The organism is Pediococcus acidilactici DSM 20284, assembly GCF_000146325.1.
Classification (GTDB): domain Bacteria; phylum Bacillota; class Bacilli; order Lactobacillales; family Lactobacillaceae; genus Pediococcus; species Pediococcus acidilactici.
Genome location: NZ_GL397067.1, coordinates 1,852,033 through 1,874,995, shown reverse-complemented (window position 1 = coordinate 1,874,995; position 22,963 = coordinate 1,852,033). Strand labels below are relative to the sequence as shown.

Sequence of the window (22,963 nt, the reverse complement as noted above, 5' to 3'; positions counted from 1 at the left end):
GCACTCGGTTTTATTGAAAATTAATTTTTGAGGTGGCAAATGGCAAAACAGAAGTATTACGTAGTAAAAATTGGTAAACAGCCCGGAATTTACCGGACTTGGGCCGAAACTGAAGCGCAGGTTAAGGGATTTTCTGGTGCAAGCTATAAAAGCTTTGGAACGTTAGAAGAAGCTGAACAATGGCAAGCTGGTAAGGAAGTTACGGAGGCTAAATCAGCTAAGAAAGCTACCCCGCAAAAGCAGCCGCAAATCCCCCAAAAAGATCCTCAGGTTCCAACCGATCGGATCCTTTTATATACGGACGGCGGATCCCGCAATACGGGTACCGTAAAAGGTGGTCACGTGCGGCAAGCGGATTTAGCAGCGTGGGCGTACTTGTTGAAAAAAGATGACCAAGAATATTCTCAATCGGGTGGTGAGTTTGGTGCCACTAATAACCGAATGGAGTTAACGGCCCTTTGGCGCGGGTTGGAAACGGCGTTGGCTAAAGTCGGCAAGGACGCACCAATCACGGTGATTTCTGATTCTAAGTATATTTTAAACGCCATCACTAAGAAATGGCTTGCGGGATGGCAACGCCGCGGCTGGAAAAAATCCACCGGCGACCCGGTAGCTAACCAGGAACTGTGGCAACAGATTGCTAAGCTGCTACCCCAATTCACTGATTTACAATTTTTATGGACAAAAGGTCACGCCACTAATCAAGGAAATATTTTTGTTGACCATAAATTAAATAAAATGATGGATTATATGGAAGAAAAGGGAATGGTCCCCGTAGATGATAAGCTTCCAAAATAATTTTAATTAGACTAAAAAGCACTCAAATTATGGATGATTGTATAAAATTCGCCATGTTTGCTAGGAAAAATTTTCTCCTAACAAGCCACAAAGTGAGCATTACAATCAGCCCATTTAAAATTTGGGTGCTTTTTTTATGATCAAAAAGTGGTGGTACAAAAAATTAGCATCTGAAATGTTGTACCGAATTTAGTACAATAGTCCGTAGTAGTGTAAAGTGATTTGAGAAAAGTATTTAATAAAATTTATTCGTAAGCGTAAATATATTTAGAGGATGAGATATTTTGGATAAGAAGATTATTTTTTTAGTGCTAATATTCGCGAGCATTTTTACGATGAGCGGTTGTGGACAAAAACAACCTCAAATTAAAGTCCCTAAGGGAGATGCAAATAATTTAACAATCGCGACACGATACCACCAGAATAATCAAAATGTAGAATTGCTACATAATTTTTTAGAAAATTCGATGGTCCAAAAAGCTGGTATTTATACAAACTTTAATAATGAACAAAAGAAGTCCGATAAGGCAACCGGGCATGATATGTTATCCGAGTCGTCAGGACTATGGTTAGAGTATTTGGCCCAAACACACCAAAACAAAGCTTTTCGTGAATTTTATCAGCATACTAAGAAATACTTTGATCAAGGTCGACAATTCAGTTATCGAATCGATGATAAAACCAAGAAGAAATCTGATGTGAACGCAACGATAGATGATTTAAGAATCATTCGAGCTTTACAAATCTACGCACAAAATACGAATAGTGAAAAATATCGCCGGGAAGCGGCAAAACGGTTTGCGATGCTTCAAACAACAAGTATTCATAAAGACCGAGTGCTTGATTTTTATGACGTACGTACCAAAAAAACTAGTAATAAAAGTTCACTAGCTTACTACGATTTAGCTACCTTAAAGTATTTTGAATCCGTATCAAAGAAAGAACGTGATTATTACCAAAAGCAGTTAAAGCTAGTTAAGCAAGGATATTTAGGGGATATTTTTCCTTTGTATGCTCCAAACTACAATTGGAAGACTAACCAATATGGTACAGAAAATCTTAATACTTCCGAGGCTTTAATCACGGTATTACATTTAGCTGAGATAGGAAAGATGAAGACTGAGACAGCTAATTGGTTAGAAATGCAGGTTGATAATAAAAAGTTATACAACAGCTATACAACCGCAGGAGCGATTGCTGACCATAGCCAGTCAACGGGTAACTATGCTTTAGCTGCAATGATTTTTGCTAGAAGTGGCAACTACAAATATTACCAAAAGGCAATGAAATTGGTCTGGGAAGATCAGGTTCAAAACAAAAAATCGGAAATTTATGGAGCACTCGGCGATACTAAAAATAATGATGCTTATTCATTTAATAATTTACTAGCATTGTTAGCTTCACAATCATAGGGATGGTCTAAAATGGTTTCGGTTAAAAGATGTTGGAGGATATTTCAAAATCATGTATCACCCGCTGCAATGGCAACTATGCTAGCAGCGGTTATTTGTGCTGTGATTCTTTTTGTGCCACCAATTAACGGTTACGCAGATAATGGGGATTTTTACCGTGCAATGTTAAGTAATGGCGTTTATCGTTTGCCAACTAAAAGTAGTCAGTATATTGGATACGTAGTAACTAAATTTGGGATTTTAAAATATTTTAACGAAAATAATGTTGCTGTTTTTACCTCTCAAGCACTTTTTGTCAAAGCTGCAATTATGTTAAATAAATTATTTTATAGCCAGCGTTATTTCGATATACGTTTTCTGGGTGTGGTATATTATGTAGCATTTTTGCCAGGAATTTATTTACTAACCAAGGCACTTACGGGATCTTGGCGACGTATTCGAAGCTATGTCATTGCTATTTTAGTGGTGATTATTTTTGGGGATGCGTCATTTGTTTTATACTTTAATTCCTTTTTTGCCGAACCAGCGATGTTGATCTCGTTTTTGTATGCATTTGCTTCAGTTATATTATTGGCTCGTGGAGAGTACTTCAAACGTTGGAAACTGGTACTACTATATTTTACTAGCGTAGTAGTTTTAATTACTAGCAAACAGCAAAACGCTCCCTTAGCTTTAAGCTTTGGAGTAATCTCAATTGGTTTGTTTTTCTTGCCGGGTTTAAAAAAAGCCAAAAAACTAGCATTAATCGGTGGATTACTGGCTACTTTAGGAGCGGGAGTTTTAACGTACAGTTTAATTAATAAAGAGTTTAACGATGTTAATCAATATCAAGCATTTTCTCATGGCGTCTTGATGGAAACGGGTGACCCCAGCAAAAATATCGCCAAAAATGGCTTGAGCGAACAATTCGCTTTGATGCGGGAACAGGACTACTATGCAAAAACATTTGATACGAGTGATCCAAGTTCTCCATACATTAAAAAGCACTTAATGGCAAAATATAATTTTGCCTGGATTGTTAAGTATTATGCTAAAAATGTTAATCAATTTTTGCGATTGCTAGATGTTGCTAGTAAAGATATCATGGTCACCCAGGTCAAAGCTGTGGGAGATTATACCAAAGATTCAGGTAAAAAGCCGGGGCAGCAGAGTACGTTTTTTACATTTTATAGTTCGTTAGCAGGAGCTTTTTTCCCCGGGAAGTATGCTTTCTTGTGTCTTTTAGCGATAACGTTTATAGGCGTATATGCAGTTAGTGCGTATATCGATTTTACGGCTGGAAGACTTCTAGGAGTTATGCGATTTTTCCTAGTATTAGGATTGATGACAATTTGTGTATTTGTTCCAATTGTTTCGATTATTGGAGATGGAGATGCAGATTTAGCAAAACATTTGTTCATGGTACCACTTAGTTTAGACCTAACTTTCATAATGTTTATCTCTGATATCTTGAATGATCAACTGTGGCTAACTGAACGGGAGGAAAACGAAGATGCGTAAAATATTTTTTCCGTTATTAACTATTTTCTTGATTGCCTTCAGTGGAATAATTCAAGCAAATCAAACGGTGTATGGGAGCAAACGTGACAGTAATCATGTTTTGTTGGTGTATGACTCTCAAAATACTGTTGAACAAGGTGAGAAAAAGATTGACACTTTGCAAAGAATATTAGCTGGAATAGGTCTCAAGGTCACAACCGTCAAAGAGAGTGAATATCAAAAAGGCGAACTAAGTCGTGGCTATCAAGGAGTAATAACCATGATTAATTGGAAAAAAGCCCAGCTAGTTAATCCGGCTTTTATTAAAGATCGTGATCAATATGATGGAATTAAATTACATATTGGTGAAGGGCTTGATCCGATTGAACAACAACAACTGCAAGTGAAACTAAAAACGATCTATCAACAACAATTAATTTTAAGAGATGGAAATAGTACTGAAATGATCCCGTTTGTGGATCGAATGGACGTTTTGACTGGAATTCCAAAAAAAGCGCAAAGGTATGGTGAATTAAAAACGCAAGACAAAGATCAGCAGTCATATGCGTATGGGATTATCAACCGCAATCAAGGATACTTACCCTTCTTGAATAATAGAGGGCTGGGGTTGATTACGGCTGGAAAAATGATTGCTACTTTGTTTGATCGACAACAAGAGACAAAACCTTTGTTAACAATCGCTAATGTGACACCTTACAGTAATTTAAAAATGCTGGATGAATTAAGTTCGTATTGCGAAAATCTTGGGGTGCCTTTTGCTGTTAGCACCACAACCGTAGCGAAAAATACCGAAATGGATGCTTATAAACGCTTTACTAGAAGTTTACGCAGAATTGAGGACCGTGGTGGTGTAATCTTCCTGCAGGCTCCGGTAATTGGAGGAGCGACGGTAAATAACGCAACTGAATTAAGTGAGTTATTCGACAATTATTTACTTAATTTGGCTCAAAATCAAGTTTATCCAGTCGGAATTAGTGCGCAAGTTTTTTGGGATCAGGATCAAGTTTTACGGAATAATGCTTTAAAAAAAGCAAATTATTGGATGCTATTTCCTAATAAAAAAGTAGTTTATTTGAAACAGGATAACCAGGGTGAGACGAGTAGCCGTAGTTACCTAGCACTTGCGGCTTCAGGATTTAACAAAATTAAAAATCAAGAAGATGTCAGGTTTGCGATGCCTACCGCCTTAACTTTTAATATGCCAGATAGCAAGGTGAGATTAAAGAATTTAAAGGAACAAATTCATGCATTGAATTTTACGTGGCAGAATCCAGCCGAAGACTTTAATTCAAAGATTGACGTTGCAAGTTCGTTAATTGCTTATCAAAACGGACAATATTTAGTAAATGGTAAAGTAACTGAGGTGAAAACTGTTGCCGAAGAGAAAAGTTTACCTAAATCAGTAGAGACACCGGCACTATTTAAAGGATTTTTCAGAGTTCAAGGACGAATCATCATGGTTTTCTTTGCGATTATTTTTTTTGTGTTAACCATTTTTATTGCGTTCGGAAGAAAAATATACAAAAACATGTTCAAGAGATAGGGGGAGAGAGTAATCACAATTTTAGATTTTTTCCTGATGGTTGCAATTATTGCCATTTGGGGAACGCTGATAATTAACTTAATTTTAACGGTTGCTGGATATACTTGGTATCTACAAGAAGTTCCCAAACCTGATAAAAAGCTTCCTGAAGAGATACCTTTTGTAACGGTGATGGTGCCGGCCCATAATGAGGGGATTGTAATTGTTAAAACGGTGTTATCACTTCTTAGCTTTGATTATCCGCATGACCGTTATGAAATTATCGTTATTAATGATAATTCAAGTGACAATTCAGCTGAACTATTAAGAGAGGTACAAAAAGATTTTGGTGAGGAACGCTTGAAGGTTATCAATACGGATAATGTTACAGGTGGAAAAGGGAAGTCTAACGCGCTCAATATTGGGTTAAAACAAGCGAAAGGGAGTGTTATTGCGGTTTATGATGCAGATAATACTCCGGAACGAAGCGCATTGCGACTTTTAGTAGCGGAACTTCTACAAAGTGATCGTTTAGCAGCTGTAATTGGAAAATTTAGAACAAGAAATAAAGAAGCGACTGTTTTAACCAGGTTTATTAACATTGAGACCCTTTCGTTTCAATGGATGGCTCAAGCAGGACGACAAAGGCTATTTAAGCTATGCACTATCCCAGGAACTAATTATGTTATTAGAAGGGAAATTTTGGAAAAGATTGGCGGATGGGATGTTAAAGCCTTAGCCGAAGATACGGAGATTAGCTTTCGAGTTTACCAAATGGGCTACAGAATTAAATTCCAGCCACGTGCCGTTACTTGGGAGCAGGAGCCTCAAACCCTAGACGTTTGGTTTCATCAACGTACGCGCTGGGTAAAGGGGAATATTTACGTGGTTGTGAAGAACGCTAAACTGCTTTTTAAGAAGGCAGGTCGTCCAATTCGGTTTGATTTACTATATTTTTTATCAACATATTTTTTGTTGATGTCGGCCTTGATATTATCAGACATAGTTTTTGTGCTTTCAGTAGCGGGGCTAGCACATTCAGATTTACAAGGATTTAGTAATGCTTTATGGCTATTTGGAATTATTATGTTTATCATTAGCACTTTTGTAACGATTACGACCGAAAAAGGTGAAATGCGTTTTAGTAACGTTATTTATATAATTTTCATGTATTTAGTATATAGTCAAATGTGGTTAGCAGTTGCAGCATATGGAATGGTGGGGTATATTCGTGAACAAGTCTTTCATAAACAAGCAAAGTGGTATAAAACCAAGCGTTATAAGTAAAATAGTAGTTTTGACATTAACTATGTTGGTGATGATGTTGATTAATGTGAGTCAAGTTCACGCTGAGGACTTAACTTATACACAAAACTTCCAAAAAGACACGATGACGTTATCTGGGAAGTCTACATCAACTAGCATGTATTTTACCAAGATGGATTACTGGAACATTAAAAAGGCAACTTTTAATTTTAATTATCAAGTATCTCAATTAGCAGATAAAGAGGTATCTGACATTACAATTTCGCTAAACGGTGTTAAATTTTTCTCCTTTAGACCTGCTCACAGAAGTGGCTTTCAGAGTAAAGAAGTTGAAATCCCTCTGGAACTATTAGAGGGGACTAACAAGCTTGAAATTAAGGGACAAATTTTAAACGAGAAAGATTCTAAAAGTTACAATTTAGCGCAAACGCCAGCTAACTGGTTAACGATTAAAGCCGGGTCCAATGTGAATTTTAAATATGAATTAAAGGATCCCGAAAACACATTGCATTCTTTCTATGATCATTTTTCTGGTCAAGATACGATCACGTATCAGAATTCTAAAATTGTTACTCCCAATCAACCAACTAAAGGTGAGTTATCCGCTAGTATGACTGCTTTAGCGGGAGAATCAAGGGTGATCACTACAGATAATGACCAAATCAATGTCTTTCGAGACACGGATATGAATGCTACTAAGGGTGATTATATTTTATATATTGCTAGATATGATCACTTACCTGAGTCTCTGAAAAAAGAAGTTAACGAAAAAGACGTTGATAACCAAGCGGTAATCAAAACACATTACACCAAAAACGGGGATTATCTAATTGTAACGGCTAAAACAGACAAATTGCTGAAAAAAGCTGCGCAATTTTTTGCTAATGCCGAATTAATGAATGAAACGAATAAAAATATCGAGACAGTTTCGTATTTGACAGATACCTTTACATCCGAAATTCAAGATGAAGGTAAGTATAAACTAACAAACGTTATTGATAAAATTAAGGGGGCTGGACACCGCGAAACTAGCTACTTTGTCTCCCTTCCCAACGATCGGACAAATGCAGATGGTTCCAAGGTGAAATTGCATTTTCGGTACAGCAAAAACCTGGATTTTAAGCGTTCCTTAGTGACGGTATACGTCAATGACATTACGCTAGGAAGTAAAAAATTAACGGCTGCTAAGGCTAACGGAGATGAAGTTACACTAGAAGTTCCCAAAGGTACTTCTTTAGGAAATAACTTTGTGGTTCGGGTGGCGTTTGATTTGGAAATGCAAAATCAATCGGCTTCTGATAATTCTGAAACACCTTGGGCGGAAGTAGATATGAATTCAGAAATGAGAGTTAAGTCAGAGAAAAGTAACGACTTACTATTTACTAATTACCCAACGATTTTTATAAAAAATCAAACGTATGACAATTTAGCGGTAGTCGTGCCTAAAAAGTTAACCGCAATAGACTTTAAAAGTTTAACGAATATATTTAATCTGATTGGAGCTTATGCCAAGAGTAATACTGGAAAAATAAAATTTTATACTAAACGTCCTAGCAAGGAAGTAATGGCCAATGATAATTTAATTGTTCTGGGAACGCCTACTAATAATCCGCTAATTAAGTCACTAAATAAAGACTTATACTTTAAGTATTCAGACAATTTTAAAAGATTTGTTTCTAACGAAAAACTCAGCATTGAAAAAGATTATGGAAAGACCATTGGTACCGCACAGTTAATTCGTTCGCCTGAAAATGATAAGAAAGGGATGCTGATAGTAACAGGAGCTACTCCTGAGGCAAGCTACTTAGGCTCGACTCAAATTAACTTTAAGAAAAACATTGATCAATTTATGGGTGATGCAATTGTCGTTGATCAAGACAATGCGCATTATAGTTATCGATTTAAGAAAAATAAATACATTGATCGAGGTTTAGAACATAAACGGATTATCAGCAAAAACAGTCAGTTGATTATTTATCTCGGGATTGTTTTCTTAGCAATTGTGGTAATCGGGTTTGGTGTTTACCTAGTTTTTAGAAAACAGGCAATGCTAAACGGAGGTCCTAAAGATGCGAAACAAAAATAGTAAAGAACATTTATACGGGGACGTTGGATTACTTGCATTTTTATTAATGCTCGCTATTACAGCTGTCCTAATGGTGCTTTCACAGAATATAGTTGTAAACATTGTTTACCTCATTATTACAGTGGGAATCTTAATTATTACTTACTTCATGGGGATTATTCCAAGCTTGTTAGCAAACATGGTGTTCATTGCCTTTCAAACTGTGGTTATGTTGTATGAATATTTTGGGTTGAATCGTGAAGTACAGTGGACGCTAATTTTTTGGTTAGTAATACCGATGTTGGCCTCAGTTGCACTATATTCCATGGCTCGCAGTCAAATCGCCTTACAAAAGGCTAATAATGAATTATACGCAGAATTAGTAGAAAAGGGTGCTTTTGATCAACAAACCAATTTACGGACAACCGTGGCATATGTAGAAGATGCTGGGGTATTCATTGAAACTAGTCGACGGTTTGATATTCCGGTAACCACTTTGATTATTAAAATAAGATATTTTAATGATTTACGAAGAATGATGAGTGAACGTCAACTCCAGCTTTTGTTAAAAGTTACCTCAGAAGTAATTAAGGGGTCTACCCGTGGTAACGACATTACCTACTTGTTGGATAATAACGATCCAACATGGGCAGTACTTTTATATAGTAATGCCGCAGGAGGTAGAATTGTGGCGCAACGTACTAAAGATATATTTGAAAAAAGTATTAAGAAAAGTCCAGAATTGGCAGATTTAGCCATTTCCATGGTTATTGGGGTTTCAGAATGGGACGCGGAAGAAATGGACAACCCTTATGACTTAATGAATGATGGAATTAAAGAAACGCAATATGATGTTTAACTACTGATTAAGAGCCATTTAAATAACTGACTGTACGGTTAAAACTAGTAAAAAATTTCTGTTTGCTGGAACGAAGTTTGCATTAGTTTTGACTAAAAAAGCTCTCCATAGTTGTTGGATAACAGAAATCTAACAACTATGGGGAGCTTTTTATTTAGTAGACGTTAATCTAACGGCGACGGGGCGCTTTGGTAATTAGGGTGTTTAGAATTTGTCAGTGCTAGATAACTGGTAGTGCTGGATGGTTCCGGTCGTTTTAACAAGGGAAAAACCAGCTTCTTTCAACACTTGAATTTGCGAGACGTTTTCCTGATCAACCGCCCCGTTAATTTGCGATAGTTCTAATTCTTGAAATGCAAAAATAATTAGCCGTTTTAAAACCTCTGTCATTGCGGCAACCTGCAACGTTTCATTGGACAGGGTGAATTGGATGGTGGCTTGTTGAGGATGGTCGGCAAACTCAGTTAATCCCGCGATGCCAATAAATTGTTGGTCGGCGCGGCGGGTGATCCCCCAAACCAAGGCGCGGTTATTCATTACTTGCCGCATTACTTGGTTAACGTAGGCAACCGTGTCGGTGAGTTCCTGATCGGCCGGGCGGTGCTCTTGTTGTGCAATTTGGGGATGGCTTCGGAGGGCAAAAATGTCCTTTACCTTAGTTTTGGTAAGCCAATCCAGACTGTATTGGTTAGTCAAAATTGGGTGATAAAATTCAAATTTTTTCATGGTACCCTCCTGCAAAATAGTACGAAAGAACCCGGTAGTTTTTAGCGATTAGTAAATAATTGCTAGAAGTTACGCGGGTTCTTTTTTGAATTATGAAACGGGCCGCCGAGCTTACTTGGTTTTCATAAAATCGGTGATGCGCTTTAAGTCATCGTCGGTCGGCGTGTACGAGTTTTCCTTGATTCGGTGAATCTTTTCTACGGATAGATGTGTTCCAAAGGCAACGTCAGCATCCGTAAGGTTATTTTTCTTTTGGAAATTGATAATTTTTTCCGCAAATTCTGTTACGCCATTCATAAAGAATCCCTCCATAAAGTTTCCATCTATGTATGATAAATCCTATCATAATTGCCGGGTTAAACCTAGCAAACTAAATCAATAGCTGATGATTTTTATCAAGACTAACTTTATTATAACGCTCTTCGCCATAAATGCTTAGAGGAGTTGCCGGTATTCGTTTTCGAAGAAACTATTTTTGGCGTATACCATGGCAATCGGCCGACTAATATCAAGTCCTTTAATGGGCAGCGTCACTAGGGATTGATCTGCAAGTTGAGGATTAACTAAGGAACGGTACATAAAGCTCACGCCCAAGCTTTGAAGCAAGTTAACGATCCCACCGGAACTTCCAAATTCAATTACTTGAGCGAAGTCGTCTTTTTTGACGTTGAATGCACTCGCCCAATCTTCGAAAACTTTCCGGGTTCCTGAACCGTTTTCCCGAAGCAATAGCGGTTCGTCCAATAAATCGGTTAGCGTAAGCGAAGAACGTTGGGCGAGTGGCGAGGAAGCACGGGTAACCGCCACAAAGTCTTCGGTAGTAATGGTTTGACTGCTGTATAAGGACTTGTCAAAGTTACCTTCCAAAATTCCGATATTTAGCTTTCCGGTATCAATCTGAGACAAAATGGTGCGGGTATTAGCAACCGTACACTGAATATGGGTGTAGCGATCGTGCCACTTTCGCAACAGTTGCGGAGCCATAAAAATACTTACTGAATGAGTTACTCCCACTCGAAGCGTGGTTGCTTTGGCAGGATGTTGCAGCCGTTGTACCAGTTGGTTTTCTTGATGTTGGGTAGTTTCGATGAATCGCGCTAGAGCTTGTCCGGCAGGGGTGATGCTCAAATGCGGGTGGCGGTATTCCACCAATTTTAGCTGGAGTTCGTTTTCTAAACTCTTAACCTGTTGGGAAACTGCAGGCTGGGTAATAAATAATTCCTTAGCGGTTTTCGTGTAGGATTTATTTTTCGACAATAAAGCAAACGTGGCGTAGCGGTTATCAATCATCGTAATTCTCCCTATAAGTAATATCTATAGACTGATTATATATTATAATTATATTTTATTCACTAACTTTGATAGGATAATTAATGTGCTAGAAAACGAGTAACCCCAAAAGTATTCGCTAGGGGTTTACAAAATAAACAAAGAGAAAAGGAGAATTATTATGGCAAAGTTGGTGAAAGAAAAAAGCTTTTGGACAGCTATTGGAGTAACGTTACTCTGCGCGTTAGCCGGTAGCTTGTTGGCCCAATTACCATATTTTAGTTTAATTGGCGCCTTAGTAATTTCATTAGTTTTAGGAATGTTAGTACAGTTTAGTCCACGGGTCGTGGAAAAATCCAAAAAAGGTACCGGGTTTATTTCTAACAAATTTTTACGTTTAGGAATCATCCTTTTGGGATTTAAGTTGAACTTAATTGATTTGGCACATGCGGGAGTAAAGACGATTTTGTTGGCGGTTTTAATAGTTGGTCTGACAATTTTAGTGGTTTACAATTTAGCGCGAAAATTTAACGTGGAATCTAATTTAGCAATGCTCGTGGCAAGTGGGACCGGAATTTGTGGGGCGGCCGCAGTAATGGGAATCTCTCCACAGATCCAGGTGCCGGCTGACCAAGAGGAACAAAAGCGGGAAGACGAAGTTATGGCAATTGCCGTGGTGGCGATTTTAGGAACGGTCTTTACGTTTATCGAAATTGGTTTGAAATCATGGTTGCATTTAACGCCGACCCAATTTGGGGTCGTTGCTGGCGGGTCACTCCATGAAATTGCCCACGCGGTGGCAACCGGTGGTGCGGGTGGTCCGGTTAGTTTGGATACGGCCATCATTACCAAGCTTTCCCGGGTGCTTTTGTTGGCTCCGGTAGCCTTGATTATCGGTTTCTGGCACCGGCGGCGGAATGAAGTTAACGTTGCTAATCAAACAAAGGGCAAGCTCCCAATTCCTTGGTTTATGGGTGGCTTTATCCTTGCTAGTGTTGTCGGAACTTTCTTACCATTAGGTGCAGGCGTTTTAGCAGGATTAGTTAAACTGGCTTACATTTTCTTGGGCATGGCAATGGCTGCTTTAGGTATGTCAGTAAACTTCCGGGTAATCTTAAAACGCGGTAAGGGACCGTTTGCGGCAGCGACGATCGGCTCGGTATTGTTATTAATTTTCGTAATTATGGCAAGCAAGTGGTTCTTCTAGAATTTAAAGACATCAGTTATTAAAAAATGAGGGTCGGACAAAAGCCAGGAAGTTTGTGAGCATTAACTGAAAATCAACTTATGCTTGGATTGAGTATAGTAGTCATTTTTTGTTAAGCGGGAAAAATGGCTTTTGGCGCACATTTGGTTTTATTAAGGTCCACGCAAAAATGTTTTTCGAGAATTTTCTATTCTTGAAAAACATTTTTTATTTTCTTCTCAGTCCCATTCTTTGTTAGGAATGTTTTTCTGCAACTGAGTCCAAACGTACTTTTGGCCCCCACTTTCTCCGGTTAATCAAATAAGGGGCTCAATCGTCAAAGTCACGATTAAGTCCCTTATTCCATTAATCTTAGATGTTTTTTTGCAGCTGAGCCGAAACGTGTTCCAGCCCCCAGGGTTTTGCGATTAAGCCCAAGATATAGTTAATCCTCCAACCCTACCCGTGGGCTTCCACACTCTATCCCATTATCCACATCATCACCGGCACCATTATCAGTGATAATAACGTGGATTCCGTCACCATAATTGAAGCAAAATCGGCATCCGCATCGTACAGCTTGGCGACTACCGGCGCATTCGTCATTACCGGCATGCACGATTGTAAAATGAAGACTTGCTTCATGATTAGGGGCATGGAGCTTGGCATTACTAACAGAGCCATTAAACTTGGCGCAAAAACAAACCGGCCAAGTAAAACTCCCAAATTGTCTTTTTGAAAACGCATATTGCGCAAGCCTGCATCGTAAACGGAAACCCCAATAAACAACATGGACAACGGGATGGTCAGGCCTCCTAAGTAAGTGAAGCTAGACGATAAGAAACTAGGTAGGTGAATGTTTAGGACAATCAGGACAATCCCAATCATAAATCCTAAAAGTGGGGCTGAGAAGATCTTTTGTAAAGTGCTTTTTAGACTGATTTTGGTTTGGCGTTGTTGGTCACGTTGGATGAAGTAAACCCCTAACGTCCAAAAAATGGTCGTATTAGCCATGTAATAAACCAACACGTATGGCAAGCTACGTTCTCCGAAGACTGCTAGGTTAATGGGCAACCCGACAAAAACGGTGTTGGAGTTAAAAAACATGGAAGTAAATAGGCCTTGATGGCGCGGGTCAACGTGAATTAAACGCACAATTAACCAAGCAAGCCCCATTAAAATGAACATTGATAAAACCGGATACCAAAGGTTGGGCAGTAACTTGAAAAGTTCAGCTTTAGTAAAATCTTTGGTAATTGAAGTGATCATGTAAGGCGGCAGGGCCACTTGGGTAACAAGCTTAGCAAGTAATTTTTTAGAATCCTCGTTAAACCAGTGTCGAGAGGCTAAATAGTACCCCACGGCAACCATAATAATGATTACCAGTACCCCTTGAATACTTTGTAATAAAATTTCACTCACCCCTAATTTGTTTTCTAGTCTATTTTAGCGCAATATCCATGGTAAAATTGAATTTAATTAGTAATTAAATGGGGGAAAAGCGCATGGCAATTATTCAAGTACCACACGATTTGACCGAAGTACGGGTTAAAAAAGAACAATTAAAAGAACAGGGTCAAACGGTTGCTGAAGAACAATTAATTGAACAAGCAATCCAGGATAATGCCCAACACTTATTAGACGACATTTTGGACGGGCACTACTTCACTTGTAAATTAGAAAATGACGAGTTGGTAGTCTATGATGTGATTAACGCGCCCACTGGTAAAGTTGCACCTCGCGGAACTAGCTTTACTGAGGATTTTACACAAGATGCGGATAGTCTCTGGGACTACTTGGATAAACAGCTAAGTAAAATCGCTGGCGGTCGTTAGTAACTCAACAAGGAGGATGTTATGACGGAGATTCGATTAATTGCAAGTGACATTGACGGAACTTTTTTAAATGACCAACGGGAGTTTGACCGATCACGTTTTCAGGCCCAACTAGACGAACTTAGTCGCCGACAAATTAAATTTGTGGTAGCTAGTGGGAATCAACTAGCGCACTGCCAAGAAGTTTTTGAAGGAATTGAAGGTGACCTGACTTTTGTCGCTGAAGACGGTGCCCTGACCGTTGAGCAAGGGAAAGTTTTGGATGATAATCCCATTAAACCGGCTTTACTGCATGATGCGTTGGATTATTTAATGAGCACTCCGGAGTTTGCCGAAGCAAAACTAATTTTGTCGACCCGTCAACAAGCGTTCACCAACATGGTGCCTAGTGACGCCGATTGGAAAGACAGTGCATATTTTTATCAACACCTTACGCCGGTAGCAAAACTAACGGCGGTAAACGAGCCGATTTACAAGATTGATATTCATTGGAGTGGGCTAACGGACGTGCGCCCCCAAGCCGAACAGTTACAAAACGCGCTGGGGGATGACCTTGGTTGCGTGATGAGTGGGCTGGGGGGCATGGACGTCACCATGCCGCACGTGACTAAGGCTTATGGACTGACCCAATTGCAGAACTTGTGGCAAATTTCCATGGACGAGACCATGGCCTTCGGCGACACGCAAAATGACGAAGCCATGTTACAGCACGCGCGACTAGGTTATGCAATGAAAAACGCGGAACCAGAAGCTAAAAAAGCAACGAAGCTAATCACAAAATTGGACAACAACCACAGTGGCGTTTTAGACATGATTGAGCGGTTGTTGACCGGGGAGATTAAGTAGGTAACTACGCGAATCCTTCAAAATACAAGTAAAATGGAAGCTGAGAAGGAACTGAAATTATTTTGGTATATTGACTTTAATAGAGCCATACCTACACCAAAATTCAGACTGCTTTGGTTAATCCTAAAGCGACTATTTATGCTAAATTCAAGCACAATGGTCGCTTTTTAGTTAATGCTCATAAACTACCCAACTTTTGCCCCACACTCTATTTTTTACCATAACGTGGCTTGACATTTAATTTCAGGGGTGTATCATTGGTAAAAATTAATCGAGTCGCTTTAAGTTGATCCCGAGAGGTCAACAAGCTAACGGAGTCGCCATCAGTAGGTGGAATGGACGCGGTTAGCGCCGGCCATTTTACTTACTGGTGGTTTTTTTGTACCCAAAATTAGCGATTTCGAAATCCAAATAAAGGGGTTCAAACATGACGGAAACACAAACTCAAGCAGCAATTATTCAGCAGTTACTGGAATTGCAAGCAATTCAGGTAAAGCCTGACGCACCGTTTACGTACGCCAGTGGAATCAAGTCGCCAATCTATACCGACTTGCGAATGACAATTAGCAAACCCGCGTTACGTAAACAAATTGCCACGGGGCTCAGCGAACTAATTCGGCAATTTTATCCGACGGCAACGGTGATCGGCGGGGTGGCAACGGCTGGGATTCCGCACGCAGCGTGGGTTGCTGAGGAACTCGAATTACCATTGATCTACGTCCGTTCTAAACCCAAGGATCACGGAGCAGGTAAGCAGATTGAGGGGACTTTACAAGCCGCTGACCAGGTGGTATTGATTGACGATTTGATTTCAACCGGCGGCAGCGTGCTTAAGGCTGGCAAAGCGGTTCGCCAAACCCCCGCTCAATTACTAGGGGTCGCGAGTATCTTTAGTTACCAGCTTCCGGACGCTCGGCAAAACTTCACGGCTGAGGAGACTCAGTTACATAGTTTGATCGATTATCACCAATTAATTGATTATTTAGCTACGCAACAACAACTAACTCCGGCCCAGCTAGATTCGGCCCGCACCTGGCATCAGGATCCTTGGCAATGGGACGCAACTACAACAATTAAATAAGATTTAGTTTCAATTAAATCGGTTTCCCGAGAGGAACCAATTGAATCGGCTTTTTTAGGCTACCTTCCAAGCAAATTCAATTGGCAGGTAGCCTTTTTTGATAACTTAAGGAGGAAAAAATAATGAATATGCATGACTTGACTACGGTAGAAAACTTTAACGAAGCGGACGTATTACACAAAATTAAATTAGCAGAAGAATTCAAGAAGGGTAAGAAGGTGCAATTAAAGCGCCCGGTTTACGCGATGAACCTCTTCTTCGAAAATAGCACCCGGACCCACACCAGCTTTGAAATGGCTGAACAACGCTTAGGTATGAAAATGTTGGAATTTGAGGTACAAACTAGTTCGGTTTCCAAAGGTGAAACACTGTTGGATACGGTGAAAACCATTGACGCGATTCGAACGGACGTGGCGGTAATTCGGCATCCCCAAAACGATTACTATGAGCCAATTTTGGACGAAAATTTAGACATCAGCATCGTCAACGCGGGCGACGGTAGCGGACAACACCCATCCCAATCGTTACTAGACATGATGACGATTTACGAAGAATTCGGTCGTTTTGCGGGCTTGAAGGTGGCCATTACCGGCGATATCGCCCATTCCCGGGTCGCGCGTTCTAACGCAATGCTACTAAATAAGCTGGGCGCTCAAGTCTACTTTGCGGGGCCTGAAGAATGGATGGCTGAAGACCTAGCTGACTACGGTACTTATCGGCCGATTGATGAACTGGTTGACCAAGTCGACGTCATGATGTTGTTGCGAATTCAAAAAGAACGGATCCAGGATCGCGATAATTTACGAATGGAAGTTCAGGATTACTTGACCAACTACGGTTTGACTAAGCAACGGGCAGAACGGATGCAACCACACGCGATTATCATGCACCCCGCTCCGGTTAACCGCGGAATTGAAATTGAAAGCAAACTGGTGGAATGCCAACGTTCACGGATCTTTAAACAAATGACCAACGGGATGTACATGCGGATGGCAATTTTGACCGACGTGTTAAACGCGAAAAATTTGGTGATGGGGGCGTAAATAAATGCGAACCTTGATTAAAAACGGCCGGGTAGTCTCTAACGGCCATCTACAAAAGGCGGACGTCCTAGTGGAAGATCAACAAATTAGCGCAATTGCTCCCCAACTTGCAGAGACGACGGTTGCTGAACGGGTCATTGATGCCCAAAATCAACTGGTACTTCCGGGATTGGTGGACGTGCACGTTCATTTCCGGGACCCCGGATTAACCGAAAAAGAAGACGTAACTACCGGCAGCCAAGCGGCGTTACGGGGCGGATACACCACCGTGCTGACGATGCCCAACGTAAATCCGGTTCCCGATGACCCGACCCGGTTAGCTAAAATGATTGCGCATAATCAACAAGTCGGCCGCGTGCACATTGGGCAATACGCAGCGGTAACTAAGAACCGGACCAGCGATCAGTTGGTAGACTTTGCAGCTCTTAAAGAAGCGGGGGCGGTGGCCTTCAGTAACGATGGCAACGGGGTCCAAAGCGCACAAACGATGTACCGGGCCATGCAAGCTTTGCAAAAAATTGATTTGCCGCTTGCGGCCCACGTGGAAGACGAATCCCTTATGCAGCACGGGGTGATGAATGCCGGGGCGCGTGCCCAAGAACTAGGTTTACCTGGCATTGATGAGCTGGCAGAAACGGCACAATTAGCCCGGGATTTAGAAATCGCGCGAAAAACGGGCGTACACTACCACGTTTGCCACGTTTCTACAGCACGGAGCGTGGAGCTGATTCGGCGAGCCCAACGTGACGGAGTGTGGGTGACTGCCGAAGTCGCCCCACACCACCTCTTCTTGGATGAACAGATGATCACTAAGGACAACCCCATGTTAAAGATGAACCCCCCGTTGCGCCGGTTAGCGGACCGCCAAGCATTACTTGCGGGATTGCTGGACGGCACGATTAGCATGGTGGCTACCGACCACGCCCCCCATACGGACGCGGATAAGGCGGGTTCGATGAAAACGGCGGCCTTTGGAATTACCGGATTGGAAACCGCCTTTGCCTTGCTTTACACCAAGCTAGTTAAACCGGGAATTTGTTCGGTCGGCCAATTGATCAACTGGATGAGTACCAATCCCGCCCAAGCCTTTCAGTTAAGGAAGGCGGGCAATTTAACGGTAGGCGCGGTGGCGGATTTGACGATTGTGGACGTGGATCACGAATATGAAATTGACGCTGCGGCGATGGCATCGAAGGGGCACAACAGTCCGTTGATTGGCCAACGAGTTTATGGTCAATCCCAGCTCACCATGGTTGCGGGACAAATCAAGTTTGAACGAAGGGGCATTTCAAAATGAAGCGTTATTTAGTTTTAGAAGACGGCACGGTTTATCCGGGCACGGCAATCGGCGCCAATCAGGAACGCATCGGCGAACTGGTTTTTAATACCGGAATGAGCGGATACCAAGAGTCCTTAACCGACCAATCCTATAACGGAGAAATTTTAATGTTTACGTACCCGTTGATTGGCAATTACGGAATTAACCGCGACGATTGGGAATCGATCCGTTCTAGTTGCGCGGGAGTGGTGGTTCACGAAGTTGCGCGACGGGCTAGTCACTGGCAAATGAAAATGACTTTTGAGGAGTTTTTAATTCAACAGGAACTCCCCGGAATCAGCGGAATTGATACCCGGGTGGTAACCCGGCACATTCGCGAGCATGGGGCGATGAAGGCGGCGTTAGTCAACGAAGTCCGCGATGGCTTGGTGGAACAAATTCAGCAATTCAAATCGAACGCGCACCCAATCGAACAAAGCGCGACGCCCCGGCCGTACCCTAATCCAGCAACGGGTCGGAAGGTGGTCGTGGTGGACTTTGGCCTCAAGTATTCCATCTTAAGGGAACTTGCGCGGCGGAATTGCAACGTAATGGTGCTGCCCTACGATGCGGACGCCCAAACGGTCTTAGCAAATAATCCGGACGGGGTGCTTTTAAGCAACGGACCGGGGGACCCCGAAGCAGTTCCAGACGGCGTGTTACAAATGATTCGCACGGTGGAAAAACAAGTGCCCGTGTTTGGCATTTGTATGGGACACCAGCTCTTTGCCCGGGCGAACGGCGCCCGGACGATGAAATTAAAGTTTGGTCATCGGGGATTTAACCATCCGGTGCGCAATTTAGCTACTGGGCGAATCGACTTAACTTCGCAAAACCACGGCTATGCGGTAGACCGCGCTTCGGTTGCCGCGACCGATTTGACGATTACCCACGAAGAAATTAACGATGAATCGGTGGAGGGCTTACGCCACGAAAAGTACCCAGCTTTTTCAGTACAATTTCACCCAGACGCGGCACCTGGGCCACACGATGCGGTCGGTCTTTTCGACCAATTTATGCGGTTAATTGACCAACGGAAAAAAATAATGGAGGTGCGCTAATCATGCCTAAGCGAACGGATTTAAATAAAATTTTGGTGATTGGATCAGGACCGATCATTATTGGTCAGGCGGCCGAATTTGACTACTCCGGTACCCAAGCGTGCCTGTCGTTAAAAGAACTCGGCTACCAAACGGTGTTGGTCAACTCAAATCCAGCGACCATCATGACTGATACGGACGTGGCGGATAAGGTCTATATTGAACCACTCACCCGGCAATTCGTATCCCAAATCATTCGCAAAGAGCGTCCGGATGCCATTTTGCCAACTCTTGGAGGTCAGCAAGGGCTTAACATGGCGATGGAATTAGCCGAATCAGGAATTTTAAAGGAACTAAATATTGAACTATTAGGAACTAAATTGGATGCAATCGACCAAGCAGAAGACCGGGAACGGTTCCGGTCGTTAATGAAGGAACTTGGTGAACCAGTTCCTGATTCCGCAATTGCGACCACGGTTGCCGAAGCGGTCGACTTCGCTAAACAAAGTGGCTTCCCCGTAATTGTCCGGCCTGCGTTTACAATGGGCGGTACCGGCGGCGGAATCGTTAATGACGAAACGGAACTTCGGAAAATTGCCGCCAACGGACTCACCCTTTCGCCAGTGACCCAAGTGTTGATCGAACAAAGCATTGCCGGAATGAAGGAAATTGAGTTTGAAGTAATGCGGGACCACGCCGATAACGCGATTGTGGTCTGCAACATGGAAAACTTTGATCCGGTAGGGATTCATACCGGAGATTCAATTGTTTACGCACCGGTTCAAACCTTAAGCGACCGGGAAGTTCAGGAGTTGCGGGACGCGGCGCTGCTGATTATTCGGGCGCTAAAAATTGAAGGAGGTTGCAACGTTCAGTTTGCCCTTGACCCAGTCCAGAATCGGTATTACGTGATTGAAGTCAATCCGCGGGTAAGTCGATCAAGCGCGCTAGCTTCTAAGGCAACCGGCTATCCAATTGCCAAGGTGGCGGCGAAAATCGCCGTTGGATTACAACTCGACGAAATTTTGAATCCGGTAACCGGCTCGACTTACGCGGAATTTGAACCAGCGCTAGATTACGTGGTTTGCAAAATTCCCCGGTGGCCGTTCGATAAATTTGCCAACGCCGATCGCCGTTTGGGTACCCAAATGAAGGCAACTGGAGAAGTAATGGCGGTTGGTCGCACCGTTGAGGAAGCCACCCAAAAGGCGGTGCGCTCCCTCGACATTGACGTGGCGGAGCTCCATGATGAACGCTTAGCTAACTTAAGTGACACAGAGTTACTTGCTGGAATCAAAGTAGCTCGAGACGACCGACTATTCTACCTTTACGAAGCGTTGCGTCGTGGCGAATCGTTGACTAAATTAGCGCAATTAACTAAGATTAGCGTTTATTTTTTGGATAAATTACTACATATTTATGAAATTGAAACGGCGCTGCAGGACCATCCCTTTGCAACCGAATGGCTAACCGATGCTAAACATTACGGTTTTGCGGATACTACGATTGCCCGGCTTTGGCAAACCACTGCGGATCGGGTGCGTGAATATCGGCACCAAACTGGAATTCAACCAGTATACAAGATGATTGATACTTGCGCAGGGGAGTTTGCTTCCAGTACGCCGTATTATTACAGCACCTACGAATTTGAAAACGAAAGTCAGGTTTCAGAAAAGCCCTCCATCCTAGTGTTGGGGTCGGGTCCGATTCGGATTGGGCAGGGGGTTGAATTTGACTACGCCACGGTCCACTCGATTCAAGCAATTCGTCAAATGGGTTACGAAGCCATCGTGGTAAATAACAACCCGGAAACCGTTTCGACCGACTTTTCAATGTCTGACAAACTATATTTTGAGCCGTTAACTGTCGAAGAGGTGCTTAACGTAATCGAGTTAGAGCAACCTAAGGGCGTAATCGTTCAATTTGGCGGCCAAACCGCGATTAATTTAGCCGAAGCCTTAGCGGACCACGGAGTTCCCGTTTTAGGCACCGCGGTGGAAGACGTGAACCGTGCCGAAGATCGGGACGAGTTTAATCAGTTAATCACGGAAAACCAGTTCCGGCAACCCGAAGGACGAACCGCTACCACGGTTCCAGCGGCGATTACGGCGGCTAATCAAATCGGCTATCCGGTGGTCGTTCGTCCAAGTTACGTTTTAGGGGGCCGGGCGATGGAAATTGTCCACAACCAGGCTGAATTGGAAAACTACATGCACACTGCGGTCCAGGTTTCCCACCAGCATCCAGTTTTGATCGACCAGTACCTAGTGGGGACGGAATGTGAAGTTGACGTGGTCAGCGACGGACATGACGTGGTAATCCCGGGCATTATGGAACATATTGAACGTTCGGGTGTGCATTCGGGAGATTCAATGGCGGTTTATCCGGCTCAAACCCTTTCAACAACCGTGCAGAACCAAATTGTGGAAATCGCGACTAAATTGGCCCGTTGTCTACGGTGCGTTGGGCTAATGAACGTTCAATTTATCGTCCACGACGAACAGGTTTACGTGATTGAAGTTAACCCACGCGCTAGTCGGACGATTCCATTGATTAGCAAGGTCACGGATTTACCACTGGCCCGGATCGCAACGAAGGCCATCCTTGGCCAAAGTATTCGGGAACAAGGGCTAACTCCGGGGCTTCACCGACCGGGTAAGTTAATTCACGTGAAGGCGCCGGTCTTCTCCTTCACCAAACTAAACGATGTGGATAGTTTGTTAGGACCAGAAATGAAATCCACTGGCGAAGTGATGGGAAGTGACCGTACTTTAGCTAAGGCACTGTATAAAGCGTTGGAGGGTGCAAAACTTCATTTACCAGACCACGGCAAAGTTTTGTTAACGGTCCGCAACACGGATAAGGAAGAAGTGGTTGGTTTAGCTAAACGCTTCTGGGATCTAGGTTATCAACTAGTGGCTACTGAAGGGACCGCGGCAGTCTTGAAACAAAACGGTTTACCTGTGGAAACGGTGGAAAAACTGACGGAATCGACCCAAATTTTAAATGAAATCAAACAACATGAAATTAGAACGGTGATTAACACCATTGCTGACGATCCGGATAGCGCCAACGACGGAATTAAAATCCGACAAACCGCGCTAACCTACGGAGTGCCATTGTTTACCGCCTTGGATACGGTGGATGCCATTTTACAAGTGTTAGAAGCCCAAGCCTTTACTACGGTTCACCTATAA

Annotated in this window: 19 protein-coding genes; 15 read left to right on the top strand and 4 right to left on the bottom strand. The window is 42.4% G+C overall.

Annotation, left to right across the window (positions count from 1 at the left end; translation table 11 throughout):
* Positions 1-39: 39 nt before the first annotated feature.
* The 7 genes from HMPREF0623_RS08910 to HMPREF0623_RS08880 all read left to right on the top strand — a co-directional run bounded on the left by HMPREF0623_RS08910 (position 40) and on the right by HMPREF0623_RS08880 (position 9,422).
* The gene (locus HMPREF0623_RS08910) at positions 40-798 is read left to right on the top strand and encodes a ribonuclease H family protein (RefSeq protein WP_002830999.1); all 759 of its coding nucleotides are present in this window, start codon (positions 40-42) and stop codon (positions 796-798) included.
* Positions 799-1,082: 284 nt separating this feature from the next.
* Complete coding sequence (locus tag HMPREF0623_RS08905; protein ID WP_002831001.1) at positions 1,083-2,210, top strand: LptM family lipoprotein; 1,128 nt, start codon at positions 1,083-1,085, stop codon at positions 2,208-2,210.
* A gap of 12 nt (positions 2,211-2,222) precedes the next feature.
* Positions 2,223-3,710 carry a glycan biosynthesis hexose transferase WsfD gene (gene wsfD / locus HMPREF0623_RS08900; RefSeq protein ID WP_004166774.1) on the top strand — a complete coding sequence of 496 codons (1,488 nt, stop codon included), beginning with the start codon at positions 2,223-2,225 and terminating at the stop codon, positions 3,708-3,710.
* On the top strand, positions 3,703-5,253 hold the full coding sequence (locus HMPREF0623_RS08895) for a hypothetical protein (RefSeq protein WP_004166772.1): 1,551 nt from the start codon (positions 3,703-3,705) through the stop codon (positions 5,251-5,253). Before wsfD ends, HMPREF0623_RS08895 begins: the two co-directional genes overlap by 8 nt.
* 36 nt (positions 5,254-5,289) lie before the next feature.
* The gene (locus HMPREF0623_RS08890; RefSeq protein ID WP_004166771.1) at positions 5,290-6,519 is read left to right on the top strand and encodes a glycosyltransferase family 2 protein; all 1,230 of its coding nucleotides are present in this window, start codon (positions 5,290-5,292) and stop codon (positions 6,517-6,519) included.
* Between the two features lie 31 nt (positions 6,520-6,550).
* Positions 6,551-8,584, top strand: a complete 2,034-nt coding sequence (locus tag HMPREF0623_RS08885; RefSeq protein WP_036671524.1) for a cellulose biosynthesis cyclic di-GMP-binding regulatory protein BcsB — start codon at positions 6,551-6,553, stop codon at positions 8,582-8,584.
* Complete coding sequence (locus HMPREF0623_RS08880) at positions 8,568-9,422, top strand: GGDEF domain-containing protein (RefSeq protein WP_004166769.1); 855 nt, start codon at positions 8,568-8,570, stop codon at positions 9,420-9,422. Before HMPREF0623_RS08885 ends, HMPREF0623_RS08880 begins: the two co-directional genes overlap by 17 nt.
* Positions 9,423-9,626: 204 nt before the next feature.
* Here HMPREF0623_RS08880 and HMPREF0623_RS08875 read toward each other — a convergent pair whose 3' ends face one another.
* The 3 genes from HMPREF0623_RS08875 to HMPREF0623_RS08865 all read right to left on the bottom strand — a co-directional run bounded on the left by HMPREF0623_RS08875 (position 9,627) and on the right by HMPREF0623_RS08865 (position 11,438).
* On the bottom strand, positions 9,627-10,148 hold the full coding sequence (locus HMPREF0623_RS08875) for a GNAT family N-acetyltransferase (RefSeq protein WP_004166768.1): 522 nt from the start codon (positions 10,146-10,148) through the stop codon (positions 9,627-9,629).
* A 111-nt stretch (positions 10,149-10,259) separates the two neighbouring features.
* Positions 10,260-10,445: an LBP_cg2779 family protein gene (locus tag HMPREF0623_RS08870; protein WP_002830110.1), complete on the bottom strand. Its 186-nt coding sequence runs from the start codon at positions 10,443-10,445 to the stop codon at positions 10,260-10,262.
* Between the two features lie 138 nt (positions 10,446-10,583).
* Positions 10,584-11,438 carry a LysR family transcriptional regulator gene (locus HMPREF0623_RS08865; RefSeq protein WP_002831010.1) on the bottom strand — a complete coding sequence of 285 codons (855 nt, stop codon included), beginning with the start codon at positions 11,436-11,438 and terminating at the stop codon, positions 10,584-10,586.
* Positions 11,439-11,598: 160 nt separating this feature from the next.
* Between HMPREF0623_RS08865 and HMPREF0623_RS08860 the strand changes: the two genes are divergently transcribed.
* Positions 11,599-12,624, top strand: a complete 1,026-nt coding sequence (locus HMPREF0623_RS08860; RefSeq protein WP_004166766.1) for a YeiH family protein — start codon at positions 11,599-11,601, stop codon at positions 12,622-12,624.
* Positions 12,625-13,083: 459 nt separating this feature from the next.
* On the opposite strand, the gene HMPREF0623_RS08855 is transcribed toward HMPREF0623_RS08860, so the two are convergent.
* A complete protein-coding gene (locus HMPREF0623_RS08855; RefSeq protein ID WP_004166765.1) occupies positions 13,084-14,025 on the bottom strand; it encodes an AEC family transporter in 942 nt (313 codons plus the stop codon).
* 83 nt (positions 14,026-14,108) lie between these two features.
* On the opposite strand from HMPREF0623_RS08855, the gene HMPREF0623_RS08850 reads away from it, so the two are divergent.
* The 7 genes from HMPREF0623_RS08850 (at position 14,109) to carB (ending at position 22,963) form a co-directional block, all read left to right on the top strand.
* Positions 14,109-14,438: a hypothetical protein gene (locus HMPREF0623_RS08850; RefSeq protein ID WP_005919729.1), complete on the top strand. Its 330-nt coding sequence runs from the start codon at positions 14,109-14,111 to the stop codon at positions 14,436-14,438.
* Positions 14,439-14,459: 21 nt separating this feature from the next.
* The gene (locus tag HMPREF0623_RS08845) at positions 14,460-15,284 is read left to right on the top strand and encodes a Cof-type HAD-IIB family hydrolase (RefSeq protein ID WP_004166761.1); all 825 of its coding nucleotides are present in this window, start codon (positions 14,460-14,462) and stop codon (positions 15,282-15,284) included.
* 427 nt (positions 15,285-15,711) lie between these two features.
* A complete protein-coding gene (gene pyrE / locus HMPREF0623_RS08840) occupies positions 15,712-16,365 on the top strand; it encodes an orotate phosphoribosyltransferase (RefSeq protein ID WP_004166759.1) in 654 nt (217 codons plus the stop codon).
* A gap of 122 nt (positions 16,366-16,487) precedes the next feature.
* On the top strand, positions 16,488-17,408 hold the full coding sequence (locus HMPREF0623_RS08835) for an aspartate carbamoyltransferase catalytic subunit (protein ID WP_002830102.1): 921 nt from the start codon (positions 16,488-16,490) through the stop codon (positions 17,406-17,408).
* A gap of 4 nt (positions 17,409-17,412) precedes the next feature.
* On the top strand, positions 17,413-18,705 hold the full coding sequence (locus HMPREF0623_RS08830) for a dihydroorotase (protein ID WP_004166757.1): 1,293 nt from the start codon (positions 17,413-17,415) through the stop codon (positions 18,703-18,705).
* Entirely contained in the window at positions 18,702-19,787 is a 1,086-nt protein-coding gene (locus HMPREF0623_RS08825) for a carbamoyl phosphate synthase small subunit (protein ID WP_004166756.1), read from the top strand. The genes HMPREF0623_RS08830 and HMPREF0623_RS08825 overlap by 4 nt, the downstream gene beginning before the upstream one ends.
* Before the next feature lie 2 nt (positions 19,788-19,789).
* Positions 19,790-22,963 (top strand): carbamoyl-phosphate synthase large subunit, encoded by a 3,174-nt coding sequence (carB, locus tag HMPREF0623_RS08820; RefSeq protein WP_004166755.1) that lies wholly within the window; start codon positions 19,790-19,792, stop codon positions 22,961-22,963.

What these genes read in the sequence shown, in the direction of transcription:
- HMPREF0623_RS08895 (WP_004166772.1), top strand. Translation starts at nt 3,703, where the DNA reads ATGCGTAAAATATTTTTTCCGTTATTAACTATTTTCTTGATTGCCTTC.
- HMPREF0623_RS08845 (WP_004166761.1), top strand. Translation starts at nt 14,460, where the DNA reads ATGACGGAGATTCGATTAATTGCAAGTGACATTGACGGAACTTTTTTA.
- HMPREF0623_RS08860 (WP_004166766.1), top strand. Translation starts at nt 11,599, where the DNA reads ATGGCAAAGTTGGTGAAAGAAAAAAGCTTTTGGACAGCTATTGGAGTA.
- HMPREF0623_RS08825 (WP_004166756.1), top strand. Translation starts at nt 18,702, where the DNA reads ATGAAGCGTTATTTAGTTTTAGAAGACGGCACGGTTTATCCGGGCACG.
- HMPREF0623_RS08850 (WP_005919729.1), top strand. Translation starts at nt 14,109, where the DNA reads ATGGCAATTATTCAAGTACCACACGATTTGACCGAAGTACGGGTTAAA.
- HMPREF0623_RS08910 (WP_002830999.1), top strand. Translation starts at nt 40, where the DNA reads ATGGCAAAACAGAAGTATTACGTAGTAAAAATTGGTAAACAGCCCGGA.
- pyrE (WP_004166759.1), top strand. Translation starts at nt 15,712, where the DNA reads ATGACGGAAACACAAACTCAAGCAGCAATTATTCAGCAGTTACTGGAA.
- HMPREF0623_RS08875 (WP_004166768.1), bottom strand. Translation starts at nt 10,148, where the DNA reads ATGAAAAAATTTGAATTTTATCACCCAATTTTGACTAACCAATACAGT.
- HMPREF0623_RS08890 (WP_004166771.1), top strand. Translation starts at nt 5,290, where the DNA reads ATGGTTGCAATTATTGCCATTTGGGGAACGCTGATAATTAACTTAATT.
- HMPREF0623_RS08830 (WP_004166757.1), top strand. Translation starts at nt 17,413, where the DNA reads ATGCGAACCTTGATTAAAAACGGCCGGGTAGTCTCTAACGGCCATCTA.
- HMPREF0623_RS08880 (WP_004166769.1), top strand. Translation starts at nt 8,568, where the DNA reads ATGCGAAACAAAAATAGTAAAGAACATTTATACGGGGACGTTGGATTA.
- HMPREF0623_RS08885 (WP_036671524.1), top strand. Translation starts at nt 6,551, where the DNA reads ATGATGTTGATTAATGTGAGTCAAGTTCACGCTGAGGACTTAACTTAT.
- carB (WP_004166755.1), top strand. Translation starts at nt 19,790, where the DNA reads ATGCCTAAGCGAACGGATTTAAATAAAATTTTGGTGATTGGATCAGGA.
- HMPREF0623_RS08835 (WP_002830102.1), top strand. Translation starts at nt 16,488, where the DNA reads ATGAATATGCATGACTTGACTACGGTAGAAAACTTTAACGAAGCGGAC.
- HMPREF0623_RS08870 (WP_002830110.1), bottom strand. Translation starts at nt 10,445, where the DNA reads ATGAATGGCGTAACAGAATTTGCGGAAAAAATTATCAATTTCCAAAAG.
- HMPREF0623_RS08865 (WP_002831010.1), bottom strand. Translation starts at nt 11,438, where the DNA reads ATGATTGATAACCGCTACGCCACGTTTGCTTTATTGTCGAAAAATAAA.
- wsfD (WP_004166774.1), top strand. Translation starts at nt 2,223, where the DNA reads ATGGTTTCGGTTAAAAGATGTTGGAGGATATTTCAAAATCATGTATCA.